The sequence below is a fragment of the Pseudoalteromonas sp. A3 genome (genome assembly GCF_025942345.1).
GTDB lineage: Bacteria > Pseudomonadota > Gammaproteobacteria > Enterobacterales > Alteromonadaceae > Pseudoalteromonas > Pseudoalteromonas atlantica.
In genome coordinates, this window is the sequence record NZ_JAPCKL010000001.1 from 314,734 (window position 1) to 341,413 (window position 26,680).

Annotated in this window: 25 protein-coding genes and 1 pseudogene; 10 read left to right on the top strand and 16 right to left on the bottom strand. The window is 41.7% G+C overall.

The window, feature by feature from the left end; all coding sequences use genetic code 11:
• Positions 1-16: 16 nt before the first annotated feature.
• From OIZ54_RS01410 to OIZ54_RS01430, 5 genes are all read right to left on the bottom strand, one after another.
• Entirely contained in the window at positions 17-1,741 is a 1,725-nt protein-coding gene (locus OIZ54_RS01410; protein ID WP_004586656.1) for a proline--tRNA ligase, read from the bottom strand.
• Positions 1,742-1,831: 90 nt separating this feature from the next.
• Positions 1,832-2,536 carry a tRNA (N6-threonylcarbamoyladenosine(37)-N6)-methyltransferase TrmO gene (tsaA, locus tag OIZ54_RS01415; protein WP_029773613.1) on the bottom strand — a complete coding sequence of 235 codons (705 nt, stop codon included), beginning with the start codon at positions 2,534-2,536 and terminating at the stop codon, positions 1,832-1,834.
• A 292-nt stretch (positions 2,537-2,828) separates the two neighbouring features.
• Positions 2,829-3,398 carry an outer membrane beta-barrel protein gene (locus tag OIZ54_RS01420; protein ID WP_024033565.1) on the bottom strand — a complete coding sequence of 190 codons (570 nt, stop codon included), beginning with the start codon at positions 3,396-3,398 and terminating at the stop codon, positions 2,829-2,831.
• A gap of 240 nt (positions 3,399-3,638) precedes the next feature.
• Entirely contained in the window at positions 3,639-4,103 is a 465-nt protein-coding gene (locus OIZ54_RS01425; protein WP_004586653.1) for an acyl-CoA thioesterase, read from the bottom strand.
• Between the two features lie 133 nt (positions 4,104-4,236).
• Positions 4,237-5,883 carry an electron transfer flavoprotein-ubiquinone oxidoreductase gene (locus tag OIZ54_RS01430; RefSeq protein ID WP_096739623.1) on the bottom strand — a complete coding sequence of 549 codons (1,647 nt, stop codon included), beginning with the start codon at positions 5,881-5,883 and terminating at the stop codon, positions 4,237-4,239.
• A gap of 206 nt (positions 5,884-6,089) precedes the next feature.
• Between OIZ54_RS01430 and OIZ54_RS01435 the strand changes: the two genes are divergently transcribed.
• Both OIZ54_RS01435 and OIZ54_RS01440 read left to right on the top strand, forming a co-directional pair.
• A complete protein-coding gene (locus tag OIZ54_RS01435) occupies positions 6,090-6,839 on the top strand; it encodes an electron transfer flavoprotein subunit beta/FixA family protein (protein ID WP_264389489.1) in 750 nt (249 codons plus the stop codon).
• On the top strand, positions 6,840-7,766 hold the full coding sequence (locus tag OIZ54_RS01440; protein WP_264389490.1) for an electron transfer flavoprotein subunit alpha/FixB family protein: 927 nt from the start codon (positions 6,840-6,842) through the stop codon (positions 7,764-7,766).
• Between the two features lie 50 nt (positions 7,767-7,816).
• Here the strand turns inward: OIZ54_RS01440 and OIZ54_RS01445 are convergent, their stop codons facing one another.
• Entirely contained in the window at positions 7,817-8,749 is a 933-nt protein-coding gene (locus tag OIZ54_RS01445) for a PstS family phosphate ABC transporter substrate-binding protein (protein ID WP_264389491.1), read from the bottom strand.
• A gap of 151 nt (positions 8,750-8,900) precedes the next feature.
• Complete coding sequence (gene asnS, locus OIZ54_RS01450) at positions 8,901-10,298, bottom strand: asparagine--tRNA ligase (RefSeq protein WP_024033570.1); 1,398 nt, start codon at positions 10,296-10,298, stop codon at positions 8,901-8,903.
• Positions 10,299-10,745: 447 nt separating this feature from the next.
• Here asnS and OIZ54_RS01455 point away from each other — a divergent pair, with 447 nt between their 5' ends.
• The gene (locus tag OIZ54_RS01455) at positions 10,746-11,180 is read left to right on the top strand and encodes an ATP-binding protein (RefSeq protein WP_004586647.1); all 435 of its coding nucleotides are present in this window, start codon (positions 10,746-10,748) and stop codon (positions 11,178-11,180) included.
• Between the two features lie 18 nt (positions 11,181-11,198).
• Here OIZ54_RS01455 and OIZ54_RS20275 read toward each other — a convergent pair.
• From OIZ54_RS20275 to bioA, 7 genes and pseudogenes are all read right to left on the bottom strand, one after another.
• Positions 11,199-11,657: pseudogene (locus OIZ54_RS20275) on the bottom strand (CatB-related O-acetyltransferase); the annotation flags it as partial.
• A 273-nt stretch (positions 11,658-11,930) separates the two neighbouring features.
• Complete coding sequence (locus OIZ54_RS01465) at positions 11,931-12,146, bottom strand: chloramphenicol acetyltransferase (RefSeq protein ID WP_413680422.1); 216 nt, start codon at positions 12,144-12,146, stop codon at positions 11,931-11,933.
• An 18-nt stretch (positions 12,147-12,164) separates the two neighbouring features.
• Positions 12,165-13,178 (bottom strand): ABC transporter ATP-binding protein, encoded by a 1,014-nt coding sequence (locus tag OIZ54_RS01470; protein ID WP_004586644.1) that lies wholly within the window; start codon positions 13,176-13,178, stop codon positions 12,165-12,167.
• Between the two features lie 14 nt (positions 13,179-13,192).
• The gene (locus OIZ54_RS01475) at positions 13,193-14,692 is read right to left on the bottom strand and encodes an ABC transporter permease (RefSeq protein ID WP_264389492.1); all 1,500 of its coding nucleotides are present in this window, start codon (positions 14,690-14,692) and stop codon (positions 13,193-13,195) included.
• Positions 14,693-15,733 (bottom strand): extracellular solute-binding protein, encoded by a 1,041-nt coding sequence (locus OIZ54_RS01480; RefSeq protein ID WP_004586642.1) that lies wholly within the window; start codon positions 15,731-15,733, stop codon positions 14,693-14,695.
• Positions 15,734-16,546, bottom strand: coding sequence for a hypothetical protein (locus OIZ54_RS01485; RefSeq protein WP_004586641.1), 813 nt, complete (start codon positions 16,544-16,546; stop codon positions 15,734-15,736).
• Between the two features lie 163 nt (positions 16,547-16,709).
• Positions 16,710-18,011, bottom strand: coding sequence for an adenosylmethionine--8-amino-7-oxononanoate transaminase (gene bioA / locus OIZ54_RS01490; protein ID WP_264389493.1), 1,302 nt, complete (start codon positions 18,009-18,011; stop codon positions 16,710-16,712).
• Between the two features lie 92 nt (positions 18,012-18,103).
• On the opposite strand from bioA, the gene bioB reads away from it, so the two are divergent.
• From bioB to htpX, 6 genes are all read left to right on the top strand, one after another.
• Entirely contained in the window at positions 18,104-19,144 is a 1,041-nt protein-coding gene (gene bioB / locus OIZ54_RS01495) for a biotin synthase BioB (protein ID WP_004586639.1), read from the top strand.
• 11 nt (positions 19,145-19,155) lie between these two features.
• Positions 19,156-20,313 carry an aminotransferase class I/II-fold pyridoxal phosphate-dependent enzyme gene (locus OIZ54_RS01500; RefSeq protein WP_264389494.1) on the top strand — a complete coding sequence of 386 codons (1,158 nt, stop codon included), beginning with the start codon at positions 19,156-19,158 and terminating at the stop codon, positions 20,311-20,313.
• On the top strand, positions 20,310-21,206 hold the full coding sequence (locus tag OIZ54_RS01505; RefSeq protein ID WP_264389495.1) for a methyltransferase domain-containing protein: 897 nt from the start codon (positions 20,310-20,312) through the stop codon (positions 21,204-21,206). The genes OIZ54_RS01500 and OIZ54_RS01505 overlap by 4 nt, the downstream gene beginning before the upstream one ends.
• A gap of 29 nt (positions 21,207-21,235) precedes the next feature.
• Positions 21,236-21,919, top strand: coding sequence for a dethiobiotin synthase (gene bioD / locus OIZ54_RS01510; RefSeq protein ID WP_264389496.1), 684 nt, complete (start codon positions 21,236-21,238; stop codon positions 21,917-21,919).
• A 145-nt stretch (positions 21,920-22,064) separates the two neighbouring features.
• Positions 22,065-23,636 carry an FAD-dependent oxidoreductase gene (locus tag OIZ54_RS01515; RefSeq protein ID WP_264389498.1) on the top strand — a complete coding sequence of 524 codons (1,572 nt, stop codon included), beginning with the start codon at positions 22,065-22,067 and terminating at the stop codon, positions 23,634-23,636.
• A gap of 229 nt (positions 23,637-23,865) precedes the next feature.
• The gene (htpX, locus tag OIZ54_RS01520) at positions 23,866-24,729 is read left to right on the top strand and encodes a protease HtpX (RefSeq protein ID WP_024033579.1); all 864 of its coding nucleotides are present in this window, start codon (positions 23,866-23,868) and stop codon (positions 24,727-24,729) included.
• Between the two features lie 82 nt (positions 24,730-24,811).
• On the opposite strand, the gene gloA is transcribed toward htpX, so the two are convergent.
• Together gloA and OIZ54_RS01530 are read right to left on the bottom strand one after the other, a co-directional pair.
• A complete protein-coding gene (gene gloA, locus OIZ54_RS01525; RefSeq protein ID WP_024033580.1) occupies positions 24,812-25,339 on the bottom strand; it encodes a lactoylglutathione lyase in 528 nt (175 codons plus the stop codon).
• Positions 25,340-25,454: 115 nt separating this feature from the next.
• Positions 25,455-25,838: a hypothetical protein gene (locus OIZ54_RS01530; protein WP_264389500.1), complete on the bottom strand. Its 384-nt coding sequence runs from the start codon at positions 25,836-25,838 to the stop codon at positions 25,455-25,457.
• A 308-nt stretch (positions 25,839-26,146) separates the two neighbouring features.
• Here OIZ54_RS01530 and OIZ54_RS01535 point away from each other — a divergent pair, with 308 nt between their 5' ends.
• Positions 26,147-26,656, top strand: coding sequence for a DUF421 domain-containing protein (locus OIZ54_RS01535; protein ID WP_096041721.1), 510 nt, complete (start codon positions 26,147-26,149; stop codon positions 26,654-26,656).
• Positions 26,657-26,680 lie beyond the last annotated feature (24 nt).

Here is a 26,680-nt window from a genome sequence, read left to right on the forward strand (position 1 = left end):
TTAAGCGTAGGTGTTATTAACCTTTAACAGCCGCTTTAATAGTCTCTATTGCGGTGTCTAAATCAACCATTAACTTTTCACCGGTGCGGCGATTTTTAAGCTCAACCTTGTTTTCATCAAGGTTACGCTCACCAATCACTAAAGTATAAGGTACACCCATTAATTCCATGTCGTTAAACATAACGCCAGGGCGCTCTTTACGATCATCAAATAAAACATCTAGGCCTGCATCTTTTAAACCTTGGTATAGATTATTAGCAATATCAGGAATACGATGCGACTTATGCATGTTCATTGGCACAATAGCTAAATCAAATGGGGCAATAGATTGTGGCCAAATAATACCGTAATCATCATTATTTTGCTCAATAGCCGCTGCCACAATGCGCGAAACACCAATACCGTAACAACCCATAGTCATTACTTGGTTTTTACCCGACTCGCTCAGTACGCCTGCTTTCATGGCTTCTGAGTACTTAGTACCAAGTTGGAAAATATGACCAACTTCAATACCGCGTTTAATTTGTAAAGTGCCTTGTCCACACGGGCTCGGATCGCCTTCAACAATGTTACGAATATCAGCAACTTGATATTCTTTAACATCGCGATCCCAGTTAATTCCGCTAAAGTGCTCGTCATCTTTATTAGCACCGGCAACAAAATCTGCCATTACATTAGCGGTTCTGTCTACAATAATTGGCATTGATAAACCCACCGGGCCAAGTGAGCCTGGCTTTGCACCAATAGCCGCAACAATGTCAGCCTCAGTGGCCATTTCAAGTGGAGAGTCTACAAGTGGGTGCTTTTCAGCCTTTAATTCGTTTAACTCGTGATCGCCTCGTAGTACAAGCGCAACTAAACCACGTTGTTCGTTTTCATCTGGCGTACCGTACACAATTAATGTTTTAACACCGCGGTGTGGTTTAACGCCGTAGTGCTTTTTAAGCTCGCTAATTGTTTTAGCATCTGGTGTAGGAAACGCTTTAAGCTCTTTAGATGGCTCAGGACGACTTTGAGTTGGAGCTAACGCTTCTGCTTTTTCGATGTTAGCTGCATAATCGCTTGCATCACTAAAGGCAATTGCGTCTTCACCTGATTCAGCAAGTACATGAAACTCATGTGATAAGCTACCACCAATAGAGCCCGTATCAGCTAGTACTGGGCGGTATTCTAAGTTTAAGCGTTCAAATATATTACAGTACGCTTTGTGCATTACTTTATATGTGGCATCTAAACACGCTTCACTTAAATGAAATGAATACGCGTCTTTCATCGTAAATTCACGTGCACGCATTACACCAAAGCGTGGGCGTCTTTCATCGCGCACTTTAGTTTGTACTTGGTACAAAGTAACAGGCAGTTGTTTATAGCTGCTAATCTCTTTACGAACAAAATCTGTAATTACTTCTTCATGCGTAGGACCTAGCGCAAACTCACGGTTATGGCGGTCATTAAAGCGAACAAGTTCAGGACCAAATTGCTCCCAACGGCCAGACTCTTGCCATAAATCAGCAGGTTGAATAACCGGCATCAACATTTCTATTGCGCCTGCTTTATCCATTTCTTCACGAACAATATTTTCTACTTTACGAAGCACGCGTAAACCAGAGGGTAACCATGTATATAAACCCGAAGCGACGCGACGGATCATACCGGCTCTAAGCATTAATTGATGCGAAACAATTTCAGCATCTGATGGCGTTTCTTTAAGTGTTGCGAGTATATATTGACTGGTACGCATGATTTTTCCGAAATTAAGTAATATGTTCTTTTTAATAGGGCGCTAAGTTTACCAGCGCTTGCTTTTACACTAAAGCGCTAACTGCACTTTTTAGTTATTTTCTATACTTGTTACTAAGTTATGCTCGCCGTTAACCTGCCAGCGTATATTATAATTATACAGTGTCATACCATAACTTTGCTCGCCTTGTTTTTGTTTTTTATAGGCAGGGCGTGGGTCTTGTTTTAGTACATTAGCAATAAAATCTTCAAGCTCAGGGTAGTGTGTTTGCTTGGCAATAAAATCAATTGCCTCGGGTGAAAACGCGACACTCATTTGTGTTTCTGGTCGGGTATCGGCAAAACCGGCACTGGCGTCGTGCATTGCATCTGAATACGGTAAGTAAGGCTTTATATCCACAATAGGCGTGCCATCGAGTAAATCAATACCAGCAAGCAGTAAACTAAGTTGGCCGTTTTTATACTCAACGCCTTCAAGTTTTACAGCGCTCATCCCAATGGCGTTGGGTCTAAATGTGGCGCGCGTTGCAAAAACACCTTTGCGCTCATTGCCGCCTAAACGTGGTGGGCGCACCATAGCTGAATACCCTTTATCGGCGGTTTCATGAAACCTAAATAACAGCCAAATATGGCTAAATTCTTCAATACCTCGCACAAATTCTTCACGATTAAACTCAGCAGTAAAAATAAGTTTGGCTTTAGCTTGAGGCACTAAACGTGGTTGCCTAGGTATTGCAAACTTTTGTTTATAAGGGGATTGAATGTGGCCAACAGCCGAAATGCTATAATCGCTCATAATGCTCAGTTAACAAAAAAATAGGGCGCTATTCTACCTCTATTTAGTATTTATAGCAGTACAGTTAATGCGTTATATTTTAGACTGGCTGGTTTAATCGAGTATTAGACTAAGTGGTTTAAAATATAGCGATTAGTGTTTATACCAATTTGCTTAATTAAGTGGAGCTATTTTGAGGCTGGAGCGACACGTTTAGCCCCGCAATATAATTAGCTATTATTACGGATGGGTATTATTTATAAGCAACAAAAAGGTGAGCACATGGCTCACCCTTAAGTGTTTTAAATGCTAATTAAAACATGTATTGAATTGATACTGATGCAACATCCATTTCTGGGTCAATTTCATCATCTAGTTCGTAGCGTTCGTACTCTAAGCGCATTTGAACATTGCTAGAAAATGCGTATTGAATACCCGCGCCGTAAAACACGTCGCCGCCGTCTTGTGATGCTGAAATGCTACCAACAGGAAGCTCTTGCTCTACATCTGCATCCCATTCAAACCAACCACCTTTAGCATATACTGAAAAGCTTTCAGAAAGCGGAGCCGCTAAAATAGCTGCTAATGACACACCATCAACTTCTGCTTTGCTGTCGATGTCGCTCACTTCATCAAAGTTTTGATAAGCTAACTCAACGCTAAAGTGTTCGTTAAATTGTGTACCAATGTAACCTTTTAGCATTTGTGCATCATCATCAAATTCAGTGTCGTTTTCGCTGTCTTCAAATTCAAATGAGTATTGACCATAACCAACACCTGTATAAATGCGAGGAGAATCAAAATCCGTAATGTCAGCGTGTGCTGCAGAGTTAAAACCCAGTGTTGCTAAAGCAATTGCAGAAAGAGAAAGTGTTTTAATCATTGTATAGCTCCTTTAAAAAAATAATAAATGTTTGATTTAACTTATCAAACGACAATTAGTTATTTGCAGTGAGCATGCCAACAATAGGCTGTGGTTACAAAATAGCCGTAAAAACGACTTATACGGCATTTTTACGGCTATTTTGTATTTTTTATAAGCAGGGTGAACTTTTTTAGTTTTTTGTTTTCTAAGTAAAGGTTGTACCTTTTACATGGTCTATGTGAATTTTACATTGTACTTTTATACTTTATGAAGCAAATTTTCTGTCTCAATTGCAATTTGTTTCATTTTAATAGCGTAGTTTTCCAATTTAATATCTTCTTCTGTTTGTGCTTTAAAAGCAGGAACCTCTACCGGGTAACCTGTTTCGTCCATTGCTACAAAGCTAATAACACAGTGGTTTGTTTCTACCATGTTTTGAGTTTTAGGATCGCCACACCGTACCTGAATAAATATTTGCATACTTGTTGAGCCTGTATGCGCAATTTTTGCTTCAACTTCGACAATTTGGCCAACCAAAATAGGGCGTCTAAATTTAACCCCAGCAACAGAAACAGTAACACAATAATGGCCGCTCCAACCTGCAGCGCAGGCATAACCCGCTTGGTCAATCCATTTCATGACCACACCACCATGAACCTTCCCACCAAAATTTACATCGGTAGGCTCTGCTAAAAAACGAAATACAACATTTGACGACGGCATATTAAATACTCACTTTATGAAACTTACCTATGAGCATACCGCAAAAAAGGGGCCGAAGCCCCTGCAATTTAGGATAGGTTTATAATTTATATGTAAAAGATAGGTTTTTAATGCACCTTTGTGCATAAAATAGTTACATATTAGGGTAGTTTGGCCCGCCAGCACCTTCGGGTGTTACCCACGTAATGTTTTGGCTTGGGTCTTTTATGTCGCAGGTTTTACAGTGCACACAGTTTTGAGCATTAATCACAAACTGATCTTCACCTTCAATTTGTTGCACTTCGTATACCCCTGCAGGGCAATAGCGCTGTGCGGGCTCGTCAAACTTTACTAAATTAACCGCAATAGGAATGGCGGGATCTTTAAGCTTTAAATGGCAAGGCTGCGACTCTTCATGATTAGTATTAGATAAAAACACGCTAGAGAGCTTATCAAAGCTAAGTAGGCCATCAGGCTTAGGGTAGTCAATGTGAGGGCTGTTAGCTGCATCTTTTAGCGTATCGTAATCGGGCGTGTTGTCTTTAAAGGTAAAGGGCAGTGCACCGTTGAAGATGTTTTGATCAAGGGTATTATACGCACCCCCAGCAAACTTACCTAATGTATGCATCGCGGGGCCAAAATTACGCGATTGGTAAAGCTCTTTATAAGCCCAAGAATTTTCAAACGCGTTTTTATAATCAGCTAAATCAGTATTAGCTTGGCCATTTTGGAGCGCTTTAAAAATAACGTCTGCCGCCACCATGCCCGATTTCATTGCGGTATGGTTACCTTTAATTTTGGCAAAATTGAGCGTACCGGCATCGCAACCTATTAATAAGCCACCAGCAAAATGCATTTTAGGCAACGAGTGAAGGCCGCCTTTTGCAATTGCACGGGCACCATAGGCAATGCGTTCACCCCCTTCAAGGGTTTGCTTAAAAACAGGGTGGTGTTTCATTCGCTGAAACTCATCAAACGGGCTTAAATGCGGGTTAGAATAATTTAAATCAACAATTAACCCTACAACCACTTGATTGTTATCGCAGTGATACATAAAAGAGCCGCCATTGGTATCGCCACTTAGCGGCCAGCCCGTACCATGCACTACTTTACCTTGCTGGTGTTTACTGGCATCTATTTGCCAAATCTCTTTAAAGCCTAAGCCATAGTGCTGTGGTGACACATCTTTATCAAGCGCAAACTCGTTGATAAGCTGTTTACCTAAATGCCCGCGACACCCCTCAGCAAATACAGTGTATTTAGCGCGAAGTTCCATACCTGGCATATAACCATCTTTTTCATTGCCGTCTTTATCAACGCCCATATCGCCCGTAATAATGCCTTTAACGGTGTCTTGCTCAATAATTAAAGAGTGAGCGCTAAAGCCTGGGAATATTTCAACACCTAAATTTTCAGCTTGCTCGGCAAGCCATCGGCACACATTGCCCATAGAAACAATGTAATTACCTTCATTATGAAATGTTTTAGGGGTCGCAAAGCGAGGGAGAGTAGTGGCTTTTTCGCTGTTATTAAACCAATAAATTTCATCCTGTGTCACTTGTGTAGTGACGGGAGCGCCTAGCTCTTGCCAGTTAGGCAAAAGCTCATCTAAGGCTTTGGTTTCAAATACCGCGCCTGAAAGAATATGCGCGCCTACCTCGGAGCCTTTTTCTACCACACAGATAGTTTGTTCTTGTTGTTTTTCTTGCGCTAGCTGTGCGAGTTTAATTGCACTGGCAAGGCCCGCTGGGCCGGCACCTACAATAACTACATCAAATTCCATGGTTTCACGTTCGACCATAATAACCTCTTAATCAATGACGGGCTTAGCTAAATTAGATAAGCAATGCAGCCTTTTTAATACTTGCACATTAAATGTTACAGGCTGTGAATACTTTAAGGTTATTTTAGGTTGACGTTTACGTCAACAGGAAGTAGTCTGAATTCATAAAATAAATAGGTTGACGTACACGTTAGCTTGTAGGTTTAAATATAGATGGAGTTCCTATGAAAGTTCTCGTTCCAATAAAAAGAGTGATCGATTACAACGTTAAAGCACGCGTAAAGGCTGATAACAGCGACGTTGACTTAGCAAATGTAAAAATGGCAATGAACCCATTTTGTGAAATTGCGATAGAAGAAGCCATTCGATTAAAAGAAGCGGGCACAGCAACAGAGGTTATAGCGGTAACAATTGGTGCAAAAGCAGCGCAAGAGCAGCTACGCACCGCACTTGCATTAGGTGCAGATAAAGCCATTCACATCGAAACCGATGAAAAACTAGAATCGCTGCACATTGCTAAATTATTAGCAAAATTAGTTGAGCAAGAAGCCCCAGAACTGGTTATTTTAGGCAAGCAATCTATTGACTCAGACAACAACCAAACTGGCCAAATGCTGGCGGCTTTAACTAAGTGCGGCCAAGGTACGTTTGCCTCTAAGGTGGATATAAACGGTAACACAGTGAATGTAACCCGTGAGGTAGATGGTGGCTTACAAACTGTTGCACTAAAACTGCCCGCTATTGTAACTACCGATTTACGCTTAAACGAGCCTCGCTATGCATCGCTGCCAAATATAATGAAAGCAAAGCGTAAACCACTTGATGTAATAGCAGCAGATTCGTTAGGTGTAGATTTAACACCCCGCGTACAGTTAATGAAAGTAGAAGAGCCGGCTAAGCGCAGTGGCGGGATTGTTGTTGAAGATGTAGCCCAGCTGGTAGAGAAACTTAAAACAGAGGCAAAGGTGATTTAAATGAAAACACTTGTAATTGCAGAGCACGATAACGGTGCACTAAAACCAGAAACCTCAAAAACAATCAATGCGGCAAGTAAATTAGGCTTTGATATAGATGTACTTATTGCGGGTTTAAATGTAGGTGCAATGAGCGAACAGGTTGCCAGTATAGAAGGTGTAACAACTGTACTCACTGCCGATAATGCACTTTATCAACATCAGTTAGCTGAAAATATGGCCGAGCTTGTTTTAGCTATTGCCGATAATTATACGCATATTGTTGCCAGTGCAACCACCACAGGTAAAAACTTTATGCCTCGCGTTGCAGCGCTTTTAGATGTCGCGCAAGTGTCAGAAATAATAGAAGTAATAGATAGCGATACATTTAAACGCCCCATTTACGCCGGCAATGCAATTGCCACGGTTAAATCGCTTGATAGTAAAAAAGTGATCACCGTACGAGCGAGTAGTTTTGACTTACAAAACCAACAATCACCTGCCAGCATAAATGCATTAGATGCGCTAAGTGATACTCAATTAAGTGACTTTGTAAGTGTTGAACAAACCGAGTCAGAGCGTCCTGAGCTAACTGCAGCTGAGGTGGTTATATCAGGTGGTCGTGGCATGCAAAATGGTGAAAACTTTGCTTTATTAAACGGTATTGCTGACAAGTTAGGCGCTGCAATTGGTGCGTCTCGTGCTGCCGTTGATGCAGGCTTTGTACCGAACGATATGCAAGTAGGGCAAACGGGTAAAATCGTGGCGCCTAATCTGTATATTGCCGTGGGCATAAGTGGTGCTATTCAACATTTAGCAGGTATGAAAGACTCAAAAGTTATTGTAGCGATTAATAAAGACCCAGACGCACCTATATTTCAGGTGGCAGATTACGGCCTAGTTGCTGATTTATTTGAGGTATTACCGCAGCTTGAAAACGCGCTATAAACATATTCTGGTTGTAAAGCCGCGGTGAACTTAGGTTCCTGCGGCTTTTTTTATTCAGCCTCAACCAAAGAATAATGATGCGCTGACAAAGTATCTAAAACACGCTTATTTTTTAATAAATTGAGCAACACCTTTGCTTGTTCTACAGAGCGGCTAGATTGGCTATTTACCAATAAAATTAGGGGGCGAACAAACGTATATTCACCATTTTTAATAGTTTCATCTGAAACGTTAACGCCATTGATACCCAGTAAATTTATTTTATTTATTTTTTTAGAGCCAAGCAGCTGCGAGACTGCACCGTAAGAGTCAAAAGCAATGGCATTGGGCATGCGTTGTACTATGCCAAGGGCTTGGTTAAATTCGTCATACATCTGCACTTCCATTTTAGGAAATAACCCGTGGTTACCTGCCTGCTTTAGTTTAATTGTATTACCATTTGGAACCCGCATAAAAGATAGGTTTAAAAACTCTAATAAAATATCAAAGGTGCCATGGTTATAGGCCTTACTAAACAGGAGAATTTTATTATCTCTTTGTGTCTCTGGTTTATAATCTGGGTTAACTTCTTGCCACGTTTTATATTTTCCCGCGTAAATGTCGCTGAGTTGCTCTACGCTTAGCGAATCAATATTATTTTTTTTGTTAGTAAAAAATACCAGCGCATCTTGCGCAATAACAATTTGACGTACATGAGGGTATTGCTCTTGCTCTTCATTGGTTAAATAGCGCGATGAAGTACCAATATCAATAATGTTTTGTGCTATGGCTTTAATGCCTTTAGTACTGCCCATAGAGCGGACTTGCATGGCCGTATTAGTTTGCTCTTCATAGTTGGGCTTTAATAAAAGCAACAGGTGCGAGACCGAAGAAGAGCCGCCAATAAGTAAAGGCTTGTGATCGGGGGCGATATCAGAAACTGATGTTGCAATGTTAGAGGAAGAAAGCAGAACGGTGGCTGCTAAAATAAGGTTTTTTATCATGCTATTAGCCAAATAACGAATACGTTATAAAACTATAGTTCAAAATTTATAAATCTCTAATTTATAAACAGTATTCAACAAAGCCATAATTAAAAACAACAGGCATTAAAAAGCCAGCAAAAAAGCTGGCTTTTAAAATCAATTAATTTGATTAGTACGTTGCGCTGCCTTTAGTACGAGGGAAGGCAATTACATCACGTACGTTGCCCATACCTGTAACATAAGCAACTAGGCGTTCAAAACCTAAACCAAAGCCAGAGTGTGGCACGCTACCGTATTTACGTAAATCGCGGTACCAGCTGTAATCTTCTTTGTTTAAGCCCATTTCATCTAAACGCGCATCAAGCACATCAAGGCGCTCTTCACGTTGTGAACCACCAATAATTTCACCAATGCCTGGTGCTACAACGTCCATAGCGGCAACGGTTTTACCGTCTTCGTTTTGGCGCATGTAAAACGCTTTAATATCGCGCGGGTAGTTTTTAATAACAACCGGTGCTTTAAAGTGTTCTTCAGCTAAGTAGCGCTCGTGCTCAGATTGTAAATCTACACCCCATTCAACGGCGTACTCAAACTTTTTACCACATGATTTAAGTATTTCTACGGCGTCAGTGTAATCAACTTGGGCGAAGTCTTTTTCTACAAACTCTTCTAAACGGCTAATCGCTGTTTTTTCGATACGTTGTGCAAAAAATTCCATGTCGTCGCGGCGCTCTTCAAGTACCGCTTTAAATACGTACTTAAGCATGTTTTCAGCAAGTTTTGCAATATCTTCTAAATCAGCAAATGCTACTTCAGGTTCAACCATCCAAAACTCAGCCAAGTGACGAGACGTGTTTGAGTTTTCTGCACGGAATGTTGGGCCAAAGGTGTAAATTTTTGACATTGCCGATGCGTATGTTTCACCATTTAACTGGCCAGATACCGTTAAAAAGGCTTCTTTACCAAAAAAGTCTTCGCTGTAATCAACGTCGCCTTTATCAGTGCGTGGCAAGTTTTGCATATCAAGTGTTGATACGCGGAACATTTCACCTGCGCCTTCACAGTCACTGGCTGTGATGATTGGGGTGCTGATCCAGTAAAAGCCTTGCTCGTGGTAAAAACGGTGAATTGCTTGTGCTAAACAGTTACGCACACGTGTTACTGCACCTATCATGTTTGTACGTGGGCGAAGGTGAGCGTGCTCACGTAAATACTCAATGCTGTGGCGCTTAGCGGCCATAGGGTATGAATCTGGGTTTTCTACCCAACCTAAAACTGTGACAGAATTAGCTTGAATTTCAAATGACTGACCTTTACCTGCAGATTGCACTAACACACCAGTAACCGACACAGAACAACCGGCTGTTAAGCTAGTAACTTCATCATAATTATTTAGTGAATTAGGAACTACCGCTTGAATAGGATCAAAACACGAACCGTCATGAACGGCTAAAAATGATATTCCTGCTTTTGAATCGCGGCGTGTACGGATCCAGCCTTTTACTGTTACTTGGCTGTCTACCGCAACATTGCCTTTTAATAGCTCTGAAATCGCTAAATGGCTCATCTTCACTCCAATGATATAAGTTGCCTAACTGTATAATATTAACTACTCAACGCAGCGGTTAAATTTAGTGCGTTGAACTTGAACCGTGTATCTTACCTAGTTAAATAAAATAAAAAAACTATTGTGAGCAACTCTTTAAAAGTTTTTATGCAAGTGGGTTACTTTTAAAGCGTTTTTTGCTTTAAATTACCACTATTGTTATTTGGTGCTCTGAAATTTAGTGATTTTGTGGCATTATTACTGCGTGTTGACTCTACGGATTGAAATTAGCCAACCTTGAGGCTATTTAATCACCGAGCAAAATTTGTAAGCTAGTGGGCGCGCTAACTGCTTCAGCGTTATTCTAATGGCTTACAATGATAAAATAATAAGTAACAATTAAGCCGGTAAAACAGCACATCATAATTTTAACTATTTAATATTTACCATTACCCAGAAATGGATGCTATGAAACAAGTTTTTATTTTAAGAGGGCTACCAGGAAGTGGTAAGTCTTACTATGCACAAACCCTAGCCGATGAGCTTGGTGGAGTAGATACAAGCCAATATTTAATTTGTTCAACCGATGACTACTTTGTCAATGAACAAGGCGAGTATCACTTTGATAAATTTAAACTACCGCAATATCATAATTTAAATTTAGCGCGCTTTATAAATGCTTTAGCGCAAAATATTCCGCTTGTAATTGTTGATAACACCAATATAAAAAAATGGGAGTTTATTGCGTACTCTCAAGCAGCACATGCACTTGGTTATCAAGTTAAAGAAGTTATTGTTGGTGAAGTAAAAGACAAGTCTATGCAGCATTTATACGCTAAGCGCAACACGCATAACGTGCCTTTAAAAACCATTAGTAAAATGGCGTACATGTTTGAGTGGTAGGTGAGTGTTACTTATGGGTTATTTAAGCTTTATTAAAGCGCTTAAATCATATTGAGTAATGGCATCTAGATGAGCAGTGATTTTTTCATTGCTCCAATCCCACCAAGCTATATCTAATAACGTATTTATTGTGTTGCTATCAAACCTGGGCTTAATTACTTTTGCCGGATTACCACCTACCACGCTATAAGGGGGTACATCGCAGGTAACCACCGATTTACTTGCAATGATAGAGCCACTGCCAATATTTACCCCTGGCATTATGGTTGCGTCATAACCAATCCATACATTGTGACCGATAACCGTATTGCCTTTAAAGGGTAACTCGCCAGCCTGTGGGGCCGATTTTTCCCAGCCGTTGCCAAATATAAAAAATGGATAGGTAGAAAACCCCGCGGTTTGATGATTAGCGCCGTTCATTATAAAGGTCACGTTTTTAGCTATGGCGCAAAACTTCCCAATAAGGGTCTGTTTACCTTTCAGGATTAAAATTTGTTCAAACTAGTGGCAATTTAATCGCGGCGCGAGGTTTGTGACCTAGTGGGCTAAGTGAAAACGGAGCAAAGCTTCCGCATCCTGCTCACGCCCCTTACCTACATCCATGTAGGCAACAAAGAGTTAATTGCCCCTAGGCAGAACCCTTCGGGCAGTGCGTGTTTGGTCTTTATACTGCGTTATCGCCTATTTATGTGAAATAACCACACTACATAGGCTCTGCCTTGTCTAAAAACCAAACACACTACTGCAAATTTAATCTCGAAAGATAAACAGACCCTCTCGATCACCAATAAAATCGAAATGGTAAAGGACATTTTTTTCGAAGTTTTCAGGGCCGTCAGGATCGTCGTAATAGGTATAATCACCCACCACTATATTAGGCGAGGTAATAAAGTTTTTTAAAAAGCCAACCTGAGGAAAGCCCTCAACAGGGGCAGGGTTATTTGGGTTAGGGCCCTGTTTAGGCATAGCTACCTCATAGTTTAATTATTGTTTTTTATACACAGCCAGCGGGTGAGTAGTAACAATAGATACATGAACGCTGTCACCCGGATTAACCACAACCTCGTGGCTTACACGGCTAGTAACGAGCGTATTACAGCTTAATTTAACCGCACATAAACGGCTGCCACCTTCAAAGCGTACCCAAACAACTTCACCGTTAGGTTGATTTAAGTTTTGAATAAGCTGTACATCGTCAGGGCGAAGCAACACATCTACATCGCCACTGTCGCAGTCTATACCTTGGCCTGGTGCTACGCCAATACTGGTGGTTGCTTGGCCATTTTCAAACTGCCCAGCAATAAAGCTTGCCTCACCTAAAAAGCGTGCTACAAAGCGGTTGTTTGGCATGCTAAAGCATTGTTCAGGGCTGTCGAGCTGTTGTATTTTACCGTTTTGTAATACACCTACACGGTCACCTACCGAAAGCGCTTCTTCTTGGTCGTGAGTAACCCACACGGCAGGCACTCCCGCTTCTTTTAGGGCGTTTCTTATATCCCAGCGCAGCATATCTTTTAATGCGGCATCAAGGTTAGAAAGTGGTTCATCAAGTAACACAAAATCTGGCTGGTGAGCAAGTGTACGCGCAAGTGCTACGCGCTGTTTTTGACCGCCAGAGAGGGTGGCTGGCTTTTTTGCTCTAAAATCATTTAGACCAAGCAGTTTAATCCAATGATCGGCAATGGCGGTGTCTTTTAATCTAAAACAAATGTTTTGCTCAACCGTTAAATGAGGAAACAATGCAAAGTCTTGAAACACCATACCAACACTGCGTTTTTCAGGGGGCACATTACGTTTTGGTGTTGCGCGCCATTTGCCTACGTTTATTTCACCCTCGCTAATGGGGATAAGCCCTGCAAGTGCTTGCAATATTGTACTTTTACCGCAGCCCGTAGGGCCTACTAGCATGAGAATTTCATTTTCACCTAACGATATATTTAAATCGCTTACTACACGGTTACTGCCGTAATCTATAGACAACTGGCTTACAGATAGCATTTGTTTTTAAATCCTCAATGTTCGAGTTGGTTACGTTTTTCGCCAGACATCATAATAGCTAAGCCACAGGCAGAAATCACCACTAACAATAAACCGGGAATGGCAGCACGGCCAAAATAACCGGCTTCGTACACACGCCATAAATAGGTTGAAAGGGTTTCAAACCCGGTTGGGCCTAGCAATAGCGTTGCTTCAAGCTCGCGCATTGATTCTAAAAATACCAATGCAGCACCGGCAATAATACCACGCATTGTTAGCGGCAGGGTAATGCGAGTAAAGGCTTCACGCGGGCTTGCGCCTAATACGCGAGCAGACTTTATTAAGCTTTGATCTAAATGCTCTGTACTGGTGCGAATAGAGCCAACGGCAAGCGGTAAAAATCGTAGCATATAAGCAATAATCAGAAGCGCTAATGTTTGATATAAAAACGGAAGTTGCAAGCCGCCATATACCAGCGCGGTGCCCATCACAATGCCAGGAATACCAAAACCAAAATAGGTAACGCGCTCCATTATTCTGCCGGCTTTTCCGCTTAATGCGGCATGAGCAACAGGAATAGCTACAATAACCGCCACTATGGCAGCAATGGCTGAGGCATACGCTGAGTTCCACGCTATGCTAAAGTCAAAATTGCTGTAACCATCGCGTGCTAGCCAAACAAAAAATATCGCCAGCGGTAAACCAATAGCTAACAATAAAATAGGGCCAAACGCAGTAATCATTGCGGTTATTTGCCATTTAGTTGGAAATAAAACCAGTGGGCGACCGTGTCGTTCAGAGGCGGCTTTTATTTGTGACTCTATTAAAAGTAAAAAGCCAACAATAACCATTAATTGCAGCGACAACATTGCCGCGCGCCCTAATGCAAACGCATTGTATTCTACGTAAATTACCCGGGTAAAGGTATCTAGGCGCATCATTGCGGGTGTACCAAAGTCTGAAAGTGTATACAGCGCCACTAATAATGAGCCCGCTGCTATACCGTTAACTACACGGGGTAAAATTACTTTAAACACACTTTGTGTCATCGACATACCCAAGGTACGCGCTGCATTTACCATGCTGGCATCTAAACTGAGCAGTGACGAGCGTGTGGTCATCATTACAAAAGGGAAGGTATACAAGGTCATTACAATGGCTGCACCGCTTAACCCATACATGGGTGGGGTTTCAAAGCCAAGTAGGTTATTTATTTCACCACCTGGGCCAAACGCAGCGTACAAAGTAAATGCGCCAATATAACTTGGAATAGCCAAGGGCGCGGCAAAAATCACCAGCCATATTTTTTTAAAAGGCAAATGCACATAAGCACTTATAAAAGCCAGTGGTACCCCAATCAGAATTGAGCCAAATACGGTTAAGCCCATTAGCGATAACGTATTGCCCAGTATTTTTAAATTATGACTGTCAAAAAGGGTACTGGAGTCGCTAGCAAGGGTAATTAAAATATAAACAGGGGTAATCGTAATGAGCGCTGCAAGCAGCGCCATTGGGTAAGAAGCAGGTATTCGCATTTATAAAACGCCGTTGTTGCGCATCAAGTTGATGGTGGGGCGTAAATCCGCAAGTTGAGTTAAATCAACCTTTGGTGGAGATATGTCACTCAGCGATGGTAAGCCTGCCGGTTGAGTAATGCCATTAACAAGCGGTATTTCATACGCTTCTCGGGCTAAATAACCTTGTACTTCTTCGCTTAATAAGTAACGCATAAAGTTAGTAGCAAGTGGGTCATCGTTTAGCGTTAAAATACCCGAGGCATTGACTAAACAACCTGCATCTTGCTCGGTAAAGGCTAAGTCTAATTTAGCATCTGGTTTACCCGATTTAAGACGCAGCGTGTAGTAGTGATTAGCAAAACCAATATCTACTTCACCACGTTCTACCGCCATTACAACACCGAGTTCACCGGCGTATGTTTTAGCGCGCTTTTTAACTTTTTTAAGCCATTTAGCGGTTTTATCATCGCCTTCTAAAATACGCATAGCGGTAACAAACGATTGAAACGACGCATAAGCAGGCGCCCAGCCAATTGATAAATCGCTATCTGCAATGTCCATTATGCTTGTGGGAATTTGGTCTTTAGTTAGACGCGATGTGTTATACGGCAAGGTTCTGATCCGACCGGTAACCGGCGCCCATTGATCATATCTAAATTGCGGTTGTAACTGTGCAGATAAATCACTCGGTAGGGGCTTTGCAAGGCCTGCATCGGTAACTAGGCCAATAGCGCCTGAGTCAACCGCCCAAAATAAATCGGCGCGGCGTACACCTGCCTTTGCCTCTGCCACTATAGTATTGGCAAGTGCAGCAGTCGGACCGCGGCGAATAGCTAAGTTAAAGTCAGGATTTTTTTTCTGAATCGCTTGTAATACATTTTCATACAAACCACCTTCACCACGGCCTAGGTATAAGGTTAAATCACCTTTAAGCTTTGGTAAATTATCAACAGAAACTGGGTTTGCTATATCGGCAGCTAGTGCGCGAGAAAGGGGCAGTGGCAAAGCGCCAACAACCCCTAACGCAGCTAGGCCTTGTATAAAGGTCCTACGCTTCACTTAAAAAACATCCTTACGCGACTTCTCCGCTTTTTCTATTAGCGTTTTAGCGCGGTCTAATTTAGTGTGCATATCACTTACCACGTCACGTACTTCATCAACGCTTTTAGCGCTTTTAATTGTTTGCGGTAGTGTTACGTTAAAATCTTTTTCCAGCACTTCTACTAGTTTTGCATCTTGTTCGATAAGCGTACCTTCTACGCCTTCAAAAAGGTGTAAATACGTATCGTGAACAATTTCAGTGGCTTCTTCGTTTAAGCGCTCTGCAAATTTAGCAACAACACGGTCAAGCTTGTGCTTGATTTCGTCAATGGTGGCACTTTGGGTCATGCCTTCTGTAGCAGTGGCTTTAACTGTATCAAGTAAGCCTTTTTGCTGGAATTTTGCCGCAAGCTTAACAGCACCAAGACCTTGCCACAAGGCTATGTTCATGGCTTTTTGCTGATTGCGCACTTCTTGGGCAGGCTTGTTGTTATCAATAGCCATTTTTACACCATAAATGCCTTGCCAAATTGAGGCATATACAGGCACAAAGTTAGTTTCAATGGCGCTGTGAAACTTAACCGACTCCCAATATTCAATTAAATCGTCGCTGTTTACAGCCTTTGCACCGCTTTTGCTGTAGTCAGTTACCATGGTGTCTACTTTACCAACCATCCATTCAACTTCTTCTGAATAGTCTTTAATGTTTTCTTGTAAATGGTTTACGTGCTCACCAATTGGGCCGTTAGCTAGCGCCGGTTGCGTTACAAAAGCAGAAGCTAACAATAAGCTTGCACCTAATGTTTTTACAGATTTAGAAAGGTGTTTCATAGTAAAGAGTCCGAAAAGGTAATTGTAAATGATAGACATTATCATATCCGTAATATTTACTAAAATCAATATAACAAATACGTCAATGCAAAGCTCAAAACCTGAGCAAAATTAATACCTAACAGGCAAATAATGACTATGCCTCTTAGGTATAATTTAACGCTTAGCAGTAATGCTTACCTGCAATTGCAGTGTAAATGGCATCACATAAGGTGTTTATACTGGCTGAGTCACTTATATACGGGGGCATTAGGTAAATAAGTTTACCAAAGGGTCTAATCCATACGCCTTGCTCTACAAAAAAGGCTTGAATTTTAGCAACATCTACATTGCCAGCATCATCAGTTAGCTCTACAACACCTATTGCGCCTAAGGTACGCACATTGGCTACCGCATCTAATTCATTGCACTTTTTAAGCTGTTGTAGTTGAGTGTTTATATCGCTAATGCGTTGTTGCCAATCCTGCGCCAAAAGTAAATCTATACTGGCGCACGCAACCGCACAGGCAAGCGGGTTGCCCATAAATGTAGGTCCGTGCATCAAAACGCCGGCTTCACCTTCGCTAATGCCTATGGCTATTTTATCACTGGTTAGTGTGGCCGAAAGGGTCATTGAGCCACCGGTAAGGGCTTTGCCAATACATAAAATATCAGGCTCTATATTAGCGTGCTCTACAGCAAATAATTTACCCGTGCGGCCAAACCCTGTGGCTATTTCATCGCAAATTAGTAAAACATTATATTGTGTGCATAATTTACGAACGCAGGCTAAATACTCGGGGTTGTAAAAGTTCATGCCGCCGGCGTTTTGTACTATGGGCTCAATAATAAAGGCGGCTACCTCGTGATGGTGCGTTTTAAAGTATTGTTCAAGCGTTTGGGCTTCTGCTTGGTTAAACTCGCCATCAAATTTACTTACAGGGGCGGGTACAAACACATGCTCTGGTAAAAAACCTTTATACAAACTGTGCATAGAATTAACCGGATCGCACACGCTCATAGCGGCAAATGTATCACCATGATAACCCTTATACGGCGTCATTAATTTTTGCTTGTTTGTAAACCCTTGGCTTAACCAATATTGCAGCGCCATTTTAATCGCTACTTCTACACTTACCGAGCCGCTATCGGCTAAAAACACCTTAGTTAAACTTTTTGGGGTAATTGTAATAAGCCTTTTACACAGCTCTACCGCGCTATTATGGGTAATGCCGCCAAACATTACATGGCTCATGCTATTAATTTGTTCAATCATGGCGTTATTTAATACCGGATGATTATAGCCATGAATTGCGCTCCACCATGAGGCCATGCCATCAATGAGTTGCTCGCCGGTTTCTAGGTAAATTAAATTATGATTTGCATGAGTAACAGGGTAAACCGGAATAGGCTGTGTCATTGATGTATAAGGGTGCCAAATATGGTCACGATCAAAATCAAGGTCAATCGTTTGTTTTTTATTCATATGTAAACTTTAACGTGGTGGGTTTCGTTGACAATGGTACTTCAAGACGTAGACTAATCCAACATCACCACTGAGAAAAATAAGAGACTACTATGGAACTTGCACCTGTTCGCCACGATTGGACCCACGCACAAGTAAAGGCATTATTTGAAATGCCATTTAACGATTTATTATTTAAGGCGGCATCGGTTCATCGCGCTAATTTTAATCCTAACGAAGTACAAATATCTACTTTATTATCCATTAAAACAGGGGCTTGCCCAGAGGATTGTAAATACTGTCCACAATCGGGGCATTATAAAACCGACTTAGAGCGCGAGCGCCTACTAGAAGTAGAAAAAGTGGTAGAGCAAGCACGCCTAGCTAAACAAAAAGGCGCAACCCGTTTTTGTATGGGCGCAGCGTGGTCAGATCCAAAAGACAGAGACATGCCGTATATTTCTAAAATGGTTAAAGAAGTAAAAGAACTTGGCCTAGAAACCTGTATGACGCTTGGTAAACTTACCAACGAAAAAGCACATGAGCTAAGTAGCGCAGGGCTTGATTACTACAATCATAACCTCGACACTTCGCCTGAATATTACGAGCAAATTATATCAACGCGTACCTTTGAAGACAGGTTAAATACCATAGATCACGTACGCGATGCCGGCATGAAAGTATGCTCAGGCGGTATTGTCGGTATGGGCGAGCAAGCAAGCGACCGTTACGGTTTATTAATGCAGCTGGCAAATTTACCGCAGCAACCAGAAAGCGTACCTATTAATATGCTGGTAAAAGTAAAAGGCACACCGCTTGAAAACGTAGACGATTTAGATCATTTTGAATTTATACGTACCATAGCTACCGCCCGTATTATGATGCCACATAGCTATGTGCGTTTATCGGCAGGTCGCAGCGCCATGAACGAGCAAATGCAATCAATGTGCTTTTTTGCAGGCGCTAACTCAATATTTTATGGTGATAAACTACTCACAACCGAAAACCCAGAGGCCGATGCCGACATGAAGCTAATAAAAAAATTAGGCATGAACCCAGAAAAACACCAAGACTACTCAGACGAAGCCGTTGCCGCATCGCTGTCATCGCAAGTGGCCGATAAAGCAACGTCAGCCTTATTTTACGAAGCCTAAGCTTACCTTTTATGCCATTTGAATTTTTAAATACGCATTTGCAGCAACAACAGCAACATGCGTTATTACGTAAACGCCATGTGGTGCAGCGCGCCACAGCACGTACTATTACGGTAAATAACGCAACGTACCTTAATTTTGCCAGTAATGACTACCTAGGTTTTGGTGATTGCAGTATTAACCTTGAGCAAAACAACGTACTCGGTAGCCACAGCTCACCTTTAGTAACTGGGTATCAGGCGCAGCAACAACAGCTAGAGCAATATTTATGTAGCGCGCTTGGCTACGAAGCTGGCATGTTGTTTAACTCGGGGTTTAGTGCAAATAGCAGTGTAATTAAAGCGTTGTTTAACGATAAAAGCGCGGCGCAAAACAGTGCTATTTTTCAAGATAAACTCAACCACGCTAGCTTGATTGACGGCGCAATGCATTCAAATGCAGCATTAATACGCTTTAACCATAACGATTTAAAGCATTTACGTTCGCGGCTCGAAAAATCAAAAGCACACAATAAGCTAATTATTAGCGAAGGGGTGTTTTCGATGGATGGCGACACCGCCCCCATAAAAGAGCTGCTTGCTTTAGCTAAAGAGCACAATGCCTGGCTTATGATTGATGATGCACATGGTTTTGGCGCACTAGGTAAAACCGGTTTAGGTAGCTGTGAGGCATTATTAGATGAAGGCTTAGCACTTCCCGATATACTGGTTATTACCTTTGGAAAAGCAGTAGCAAGCAGCGGAGCCTGTGTATTAGCAAATAACCAATTTATTAATTACATGCTGCAGTTTAACCGCGACTACACGTATTCAACCGCTATGTCGCCGCTTATGGCAGCACTTACGCTTACGCGCTTGCAAGCCATTAAATGTGCAGATGTTAAACGCGGGCAGCTTAGTAGTAACATTGCTTTTTTTAAGCAGCTTTGTAAACAACACGCCATTGCGGTAATGGATTCAAACACCGCTATTCAGCCCATTGTACTTGGCTGCGCTGAGCAAACGTTACACGCAGCACAAAGGCTAAAACAGCAGGGTATTTGGCTAACCGCTATTCGCCCACCTACGGTTGCGCACAATACCGCGCGGTTACGTGTAACCTTAACAGCGGCGCATACCCATTCAGATATAACAGCACTTGTTGAGCAATTAAAAGGCGCAATAGCATGATTGCGCAGGCTTTAGCTCATACCCACAGTAAGCAAGCTTTAAATAAAAAGCCAGCGCTTTTACCTATAAATGGGGCTTCACAAAAGCGTGCGCTTATACAAAGTGCTGAGCAAGTACGCCCTCATACAGCGCTTAAAAAGGGGGCGAATGATAAGTTTTCTAAAGCAGCTGAGCAGTACAACAGCCATGCCAATGTACAAAAACAGGCAGCAAGCGATTTATTTAAATTAATAAGCTCCCAGTCATGCAACCAAAGTAAGCGCTGTGTAGATTTAGGAGCTGGCCCACTGGTTAATACCTCACAGCTAAGCAAACAATACGGCCAAGTGATTGCGATAGATTTAAGCTTAAACATGCTTAAAAGCGCTGCATTAACTAACCCAAAAGTTTGCGCCGATATGGATAACCTGCCGCTACAAGCCAACAGTATTGACGCCATATTTAGTAATTTTGCAGTGCAGTGGTCGGCTAATTTTGAAAAATTAATGCATACGCTTTATAAAAGCTTAAAGCCTGGCGGGCAGGCGTATATAAGCACAGTGGTTGCGGGCTCGCTTAACGAAATTAAAACAGCGTTTGCAGCGCTTGATAACCGTAGCCATATAAATATATTTAATACACACGCTTATATAAACCAGTCGGTCCAAAAGGCAGGGTTTAGTATTAATAGCTCACAAAAAGTAATTTATACCGATTGTTATTCAAGCCCGTTAAAAGCCATTAAATCTATTAAAGCCATTGGTGCTACAACGCAAAATCATGCTAATTCACGCCAAGGGCTATTAACTAAGTCGGCGCTACAACGGGTATGCAATGCGTATCCGCTTTTAAACAATCAAGCGTGTGTATCTTACCATGTGGTATTGTTATCATTACAAAAAAGCCATGAGTAGCTAATACTAAAATTAATCAAGGCACTAAAATGAAAGAATTTTTTATTACCGGTACCGACACCGACGCCGGAAAAACCCACGTGACTAGTTTGCTATTAAAGCTACTTGCCCAGCATAAAAAAAACGCAATTGGCTTTAAGCCACTTGCCGCAGGCTGCGAAATGGCGTTTGATCAGCTAGTAAATGCTGATGCACTAATGCTAATGGAAAGCGCCACGGTAAGTGCCAAATACGATGTAATAAACCCCTTTGCCTTTGCGCCGCCCATTGCGCCGCACATAGCCGCAGAGCAAGTAGGGGTTAATATTACGCTCGATAAACTAAGTACAGCGTACTCAACACTTAAACAACAAGGTGCCGATTACCACCTAACCGAAGGCGCTGGTGGCTGGGCACTGCCAATTAATAATACCGATTATTTATACGACTGGGTTAAGGCCGAGCAACTACCCGTAATTTTAGTAGTAGGCATGAAACTAGGCTGTTTAAACCATGCTTTGCTCACCGCTGCCCATATGCAAAGTTTAGGTATTAACTGCGTAGGCTGGATTGCCAACCAAGTTGACGCAAATATGGACGAATACCAAGCTAACCTTGATTCGTTAAAGGCACGCTTGCCATTTCCTATTTTGGCTATAAGCCCATACAGCGAGCAAACCCCTAAACTGCAAATATACAAAACCTTGCTTAATACCCTCAATATACAGAGCTAATTGTGGCTGCTTTGCGTTTTTAAATGCAAAGCAGTTTTTATATTAAATACATGAGCTTATTAATTGTATTTACGCCTTGAAATTCCCCCCTTTAGTACACATATTACAAATTAAAGCTATTGTTACTAAGGAAATAAACCGCTACATGACGCACCCATACATTAAACGCTTCGCTCAAAACACACAGGTAACGGGGGAACCCGAGGTAAAGCCAAGTGCTCAGCCTAAAACCCGTGTGGGCATTTTAGGTGGCGGCACAGCAGGGGCAACAATAGCTATTCGATTGGCAGCGCTAGGGATTCAGACAACTATTTTTGAGAAAAAAAAGTCACTTATAGATGGCCCACCTATGTGCCATTTACACGCTGGTGGTAATTTATACCGTGAAATACCAGACGAAGACTGCATAGATTTACTCAAACAATGTATCGATATTTTACGCTTATACCCCTACACCATAGACGTACGCCCAACCGTGTTTGCAGTGCCTACGCGCGATGACGACTCACCCGATGATTTACTACCACGATTAAATAAAATCACCAACGCGTATAAAGAGTTAGTTGAGCAAGACCCTAACAATAAAGTACTTGGCGAGCCCGACAATTACTACCAGCTGTATAGTCATGAGCAAATGATAGCGCTGAGTAAAAAAGAGCAGGTTAGTGAGCCTAAAACGCTAGATGAGTGGATGATCCCCGTTGCTAAGCACCTAAACTTAAACAAAGTAAAATACCCGCTAATTGTTGCGCAAGAATACGGGTGGAATATATTTAGGTTATCGGCCAGCGCCCAACTTGCGCTTGCCCAGTACGAACACGCTAATGTACTTACCAGCACAGAGGTAAAGCAAGTTAGCCAAGTTGAGCAAACCAGTGCTAATAACCAATCGCCAACCTGGAAAATTGAATACCAAAATAATCAAAGCGGCTCTACGCAAACACTAGAGGTAGACTACCTTATTAATGCCTGTGGCTTTCAAACCGGTATTGTAGATGACATGGTAGGCGTAGAGGCCAAACGTATGGTCGAATTTAAAGCCTCTTACATTACGCACTGGCAAGGTGCTGGCGGGCAAATTCCAGAAATTATTATTTATGGTAACCGTGGCACGCCAGAGGGCATGGCACAGCTAACGCCTTATCCTAATGGCTATTATCAAATTCATGGTATGACCAACTCAATTACCTTGTTTAACGATGGCCTAGCCGATACCAACGAGCAAAGTGCACAGCCGCAATTGCCAGCTAAATACTTAAATTACATAAACAATGGGTGGGATCAGCAGGTACTAAAAGCACGTAGTCAAAAAGCCATTGATTATGTAGCCGAGTTTGTTCCGGCATTTAAAAACGCCAACACACAAAACAATGCCTTGTTTGGTGGCCAGCAAATCCCAGGAGAAGACGACACCTTGCGCGTTGCAGATGTTAGCTTATATTCGCATATTAGCTACGCACGAGCCGAAAATGTAAAAGCGTCATCTACCTTAATCGCTGCCGATGAAATAGTGGCTGAATTTACTAAACTTGGCTTAATAAGCGACGATGCGCACATAAATGAGCATCGTACTCATCACCAGTGGACGTATCTTCAACAACACAACCATGCAAATATAACCAAGGTTGCACAATTACTCGCAAAAGAGCGCGGCTTTCCTATAGATATGGCAACAATTAATAATTGCATTACAAGTAGCGGCATAACCAGCAACTAATTGTTTTTATTGGCGTAACGAGGTTTTATAATTGCGTTACGCCACACTTTACTCCCTTTTTAAACTCCTCAAAAAATTTATTAATAAACCTGCAAATAACCCTTGCGTTATGACATAGTTTGTCACAGAATAGCCTCAACGCCTTGACATAGTGTGTCATGACGTAATGATTGCTTTAACCTAATTTAATTTTATGTTCGGTGATCAAACCTATTTTTGTGAGGACAATATGAAACGTATATTTTTGTTTTTATTAACTAACCTAGCGGTTATGTTGGTATTAGGTGTAGTGCTTTCAATAATAATGAGCGCGCTGGGTTTAAGCCATCGTAGCCTTGGCGGAATATTACTTATAGCCTCTGTATTTGGCTTTGGTGGCTCGTTTATTTCGTTATTTATGTCTAAGTGGATTGCTAAAAAATCAACAGGCGCACAGGTAATTACTCAACCGCGCAACGAAACCGAGCACTGGCTTGTTCAAACGGTATCAGCACAAGCTCAAAAAGCAGGCATAAAAATGCCTGAAGTAGCAATTTACGACAGCCCAGAAATGAACGCCTTTGCAACTGGCCCAAGTAAAAACAACTCGCTGGTGGCGGTCAGCACAGGGTTATTACATAACATGAATCAAGACCAAGCCGAGGCCGTACTTGCCCACGAAGTATCGCACGTTGCTAATGGCGACATGGTAACGCTTACGCTAATACAAGGCGTGGTAAATACCTTTGTAATATTTGCCGCAAAAGTACTGGCAGGCATAGTTGATAACTTTTTAAATGGCGATGAAGAAGAGGGCGGTAGTAGCTGGTCTTACTTTTTATTCGACATGTTATTCCAAGTTGTATTTGGTGTGCTTGCAAGCATAGTGGTTGCAAGTTACAGCCGTAAGCGTGAGTTTGCAGCCGACAGCGGCGCAGCTAAATTAGTAGGTGCAGACAAAATGCGTTCAGCGCTTGAGCGATTAAAGCAAAACCACCCATCGCAATTACAAGGCTCAATGATGGCCTTTGGTATTGCAAGTGGTAAAGGGATGGCTGAACTGTTTTCATCTCACCCACCGCTTGATGCGCGAATAGACGCCCTGCGTAAATAAGCTAACCCTTATTTAAAAACATAAAAGCCAGCTAATTAGCTGGCTTTTTAGTATGTGGTAACCGGTTTATCAAACGTTAAAGTTATTTACCAAAAATAATATCGGTAATTCCCTCAGGTGAGAGTATTTCTATCCAGTAGCCGTCAGGGTCTTTTATAAATGCTAAGCCTTTCATTGAGCCATCATCTGGCTTTTTAACAAATTCTACATCGTACTTTGCAAAGCGCTCACTGGCTGCGTATACATCTGGCACGCTAATGCCAATATGGCCAAAGCCTTTAGGCTCTTGGTTACCGCTGTGGTAGCCCTCAAAGCTATCGTCATCTTCTGTACCCCAGTTATGGGTAAGCTCAATTAGCGCAGGGCGACCAAATACCCATTTAGCTTTGGTTTTATCATCACCTTGCGGCTGCTCTGGCTCGTAGCCTAAAAAGTACAGCGTAAACTTCATTTCAGGAAAGTCATACTTACCTAACAGCTTCATACCTAATACATTTTGATAAAATTCGAGCGACGGTTTGGGATCTTTAATACGCAACATAGTTTGTTGCATCACATAGCCTTTAGTGGCTTGTTCTATTTGCTCTGGCGATTCGTTATAGCTAGACATGGTAATCCTTTGTATAAATTAAGAAGCGAAAACATAGATATAATGCTTAAGTTATCATAATCAACCATCGTTTAAATTTAAACTGCCCTGAGCATAAAAGAGTGATGCAAAATAGTCAGTGAAGCTTAATATCATTTATCATTAATGCGCCCCATGTAGTTTCATCGCTACAGCCATTTATTTCTGAGCTTATAAACATACACCCATACCCATTGGCTTCTGTTTTTTGAATTTCTGTGTAAACACTAGCACCATTATCAGATAGCCAAGTAGTGGTGCGTTCACGGCCATAAGGTAATATAAGAGGAATAGGAATGATTGGCGAAATTATAACACCCACCCATTTAAAGCCATCTCCATACTTAATTTGTTTAACGGCGGTACCTTTAACTGGCTTTTGGCCTGAAGTATATGTTTCAACGTGCACTAAATCGTAAGAAACACACCCTTGTACCAGTATTAATACTCCGATAACTATCGCTTTTTTAATTAATTTCAAGATAAATCCCTTTATAACGTTATTGAGCAAAGAAAACTGTTAATTTGTACCTAAAATGATAATCACATTATCCTTTGAAAAAGTAAACTTATAACTCCATATCGGTTACTTTGAATACTTGTGTAATACGTAGGTACCTATGCCGATAAACAAAGTACGATGCAAAGTAAAATTGAGTTTGTAAAACAATTAGCAAAATAAAATAGGGCGCTTTATTCATCGTTATTTAACTATGTGCCATGTAGGGTTTAATTAACTATTGCAGGAACTACTTACAGTAAGTAAATAACGCATATAAAGGAGTAACTATGTTTTTTGATGATATGCAGGGCTTAATACGCGTACTTATTATTGGCGTACTTGGTTATGTGGCGCTGGTGTTTTGGCTGCGTATATCGGGTAAGCGTACGCTTTCTAAATGGAACGTGTTTGATTTTATTGTCACTATTGCGCTGGGCTCTATTTTAGCCTCGGTGATTATTACAAAAAGCGTTGCGCTGCTAGAGGGCATGCTCGCGTTTGTTGTGTTAATAGGGCTGCAATATTTTATTACGTGGCTAAGTGTGCGCTCATCTAAATTTGCTTCGCTTATAAAAGCAGAGCCTACGCTATTGCTGAGTAATGGAGAATATTGCACGGCGGCACTTAAATCGCAGCGGGTAACTAAATCAGAAATTCGTGCTGCCATTCGTGGTGCGGGTATATTAGCCATAGAAGATGTAGCCGCTGTAGTGCTCGAAACCGACGGCAGTTTTAGCGTACTAAAGCAAAATAACAGTGGGTTAAAAACGGCGCTGAGTGATGTTAGCGAGCAGTAAAGTAAGGCGCTATTACTTATACTT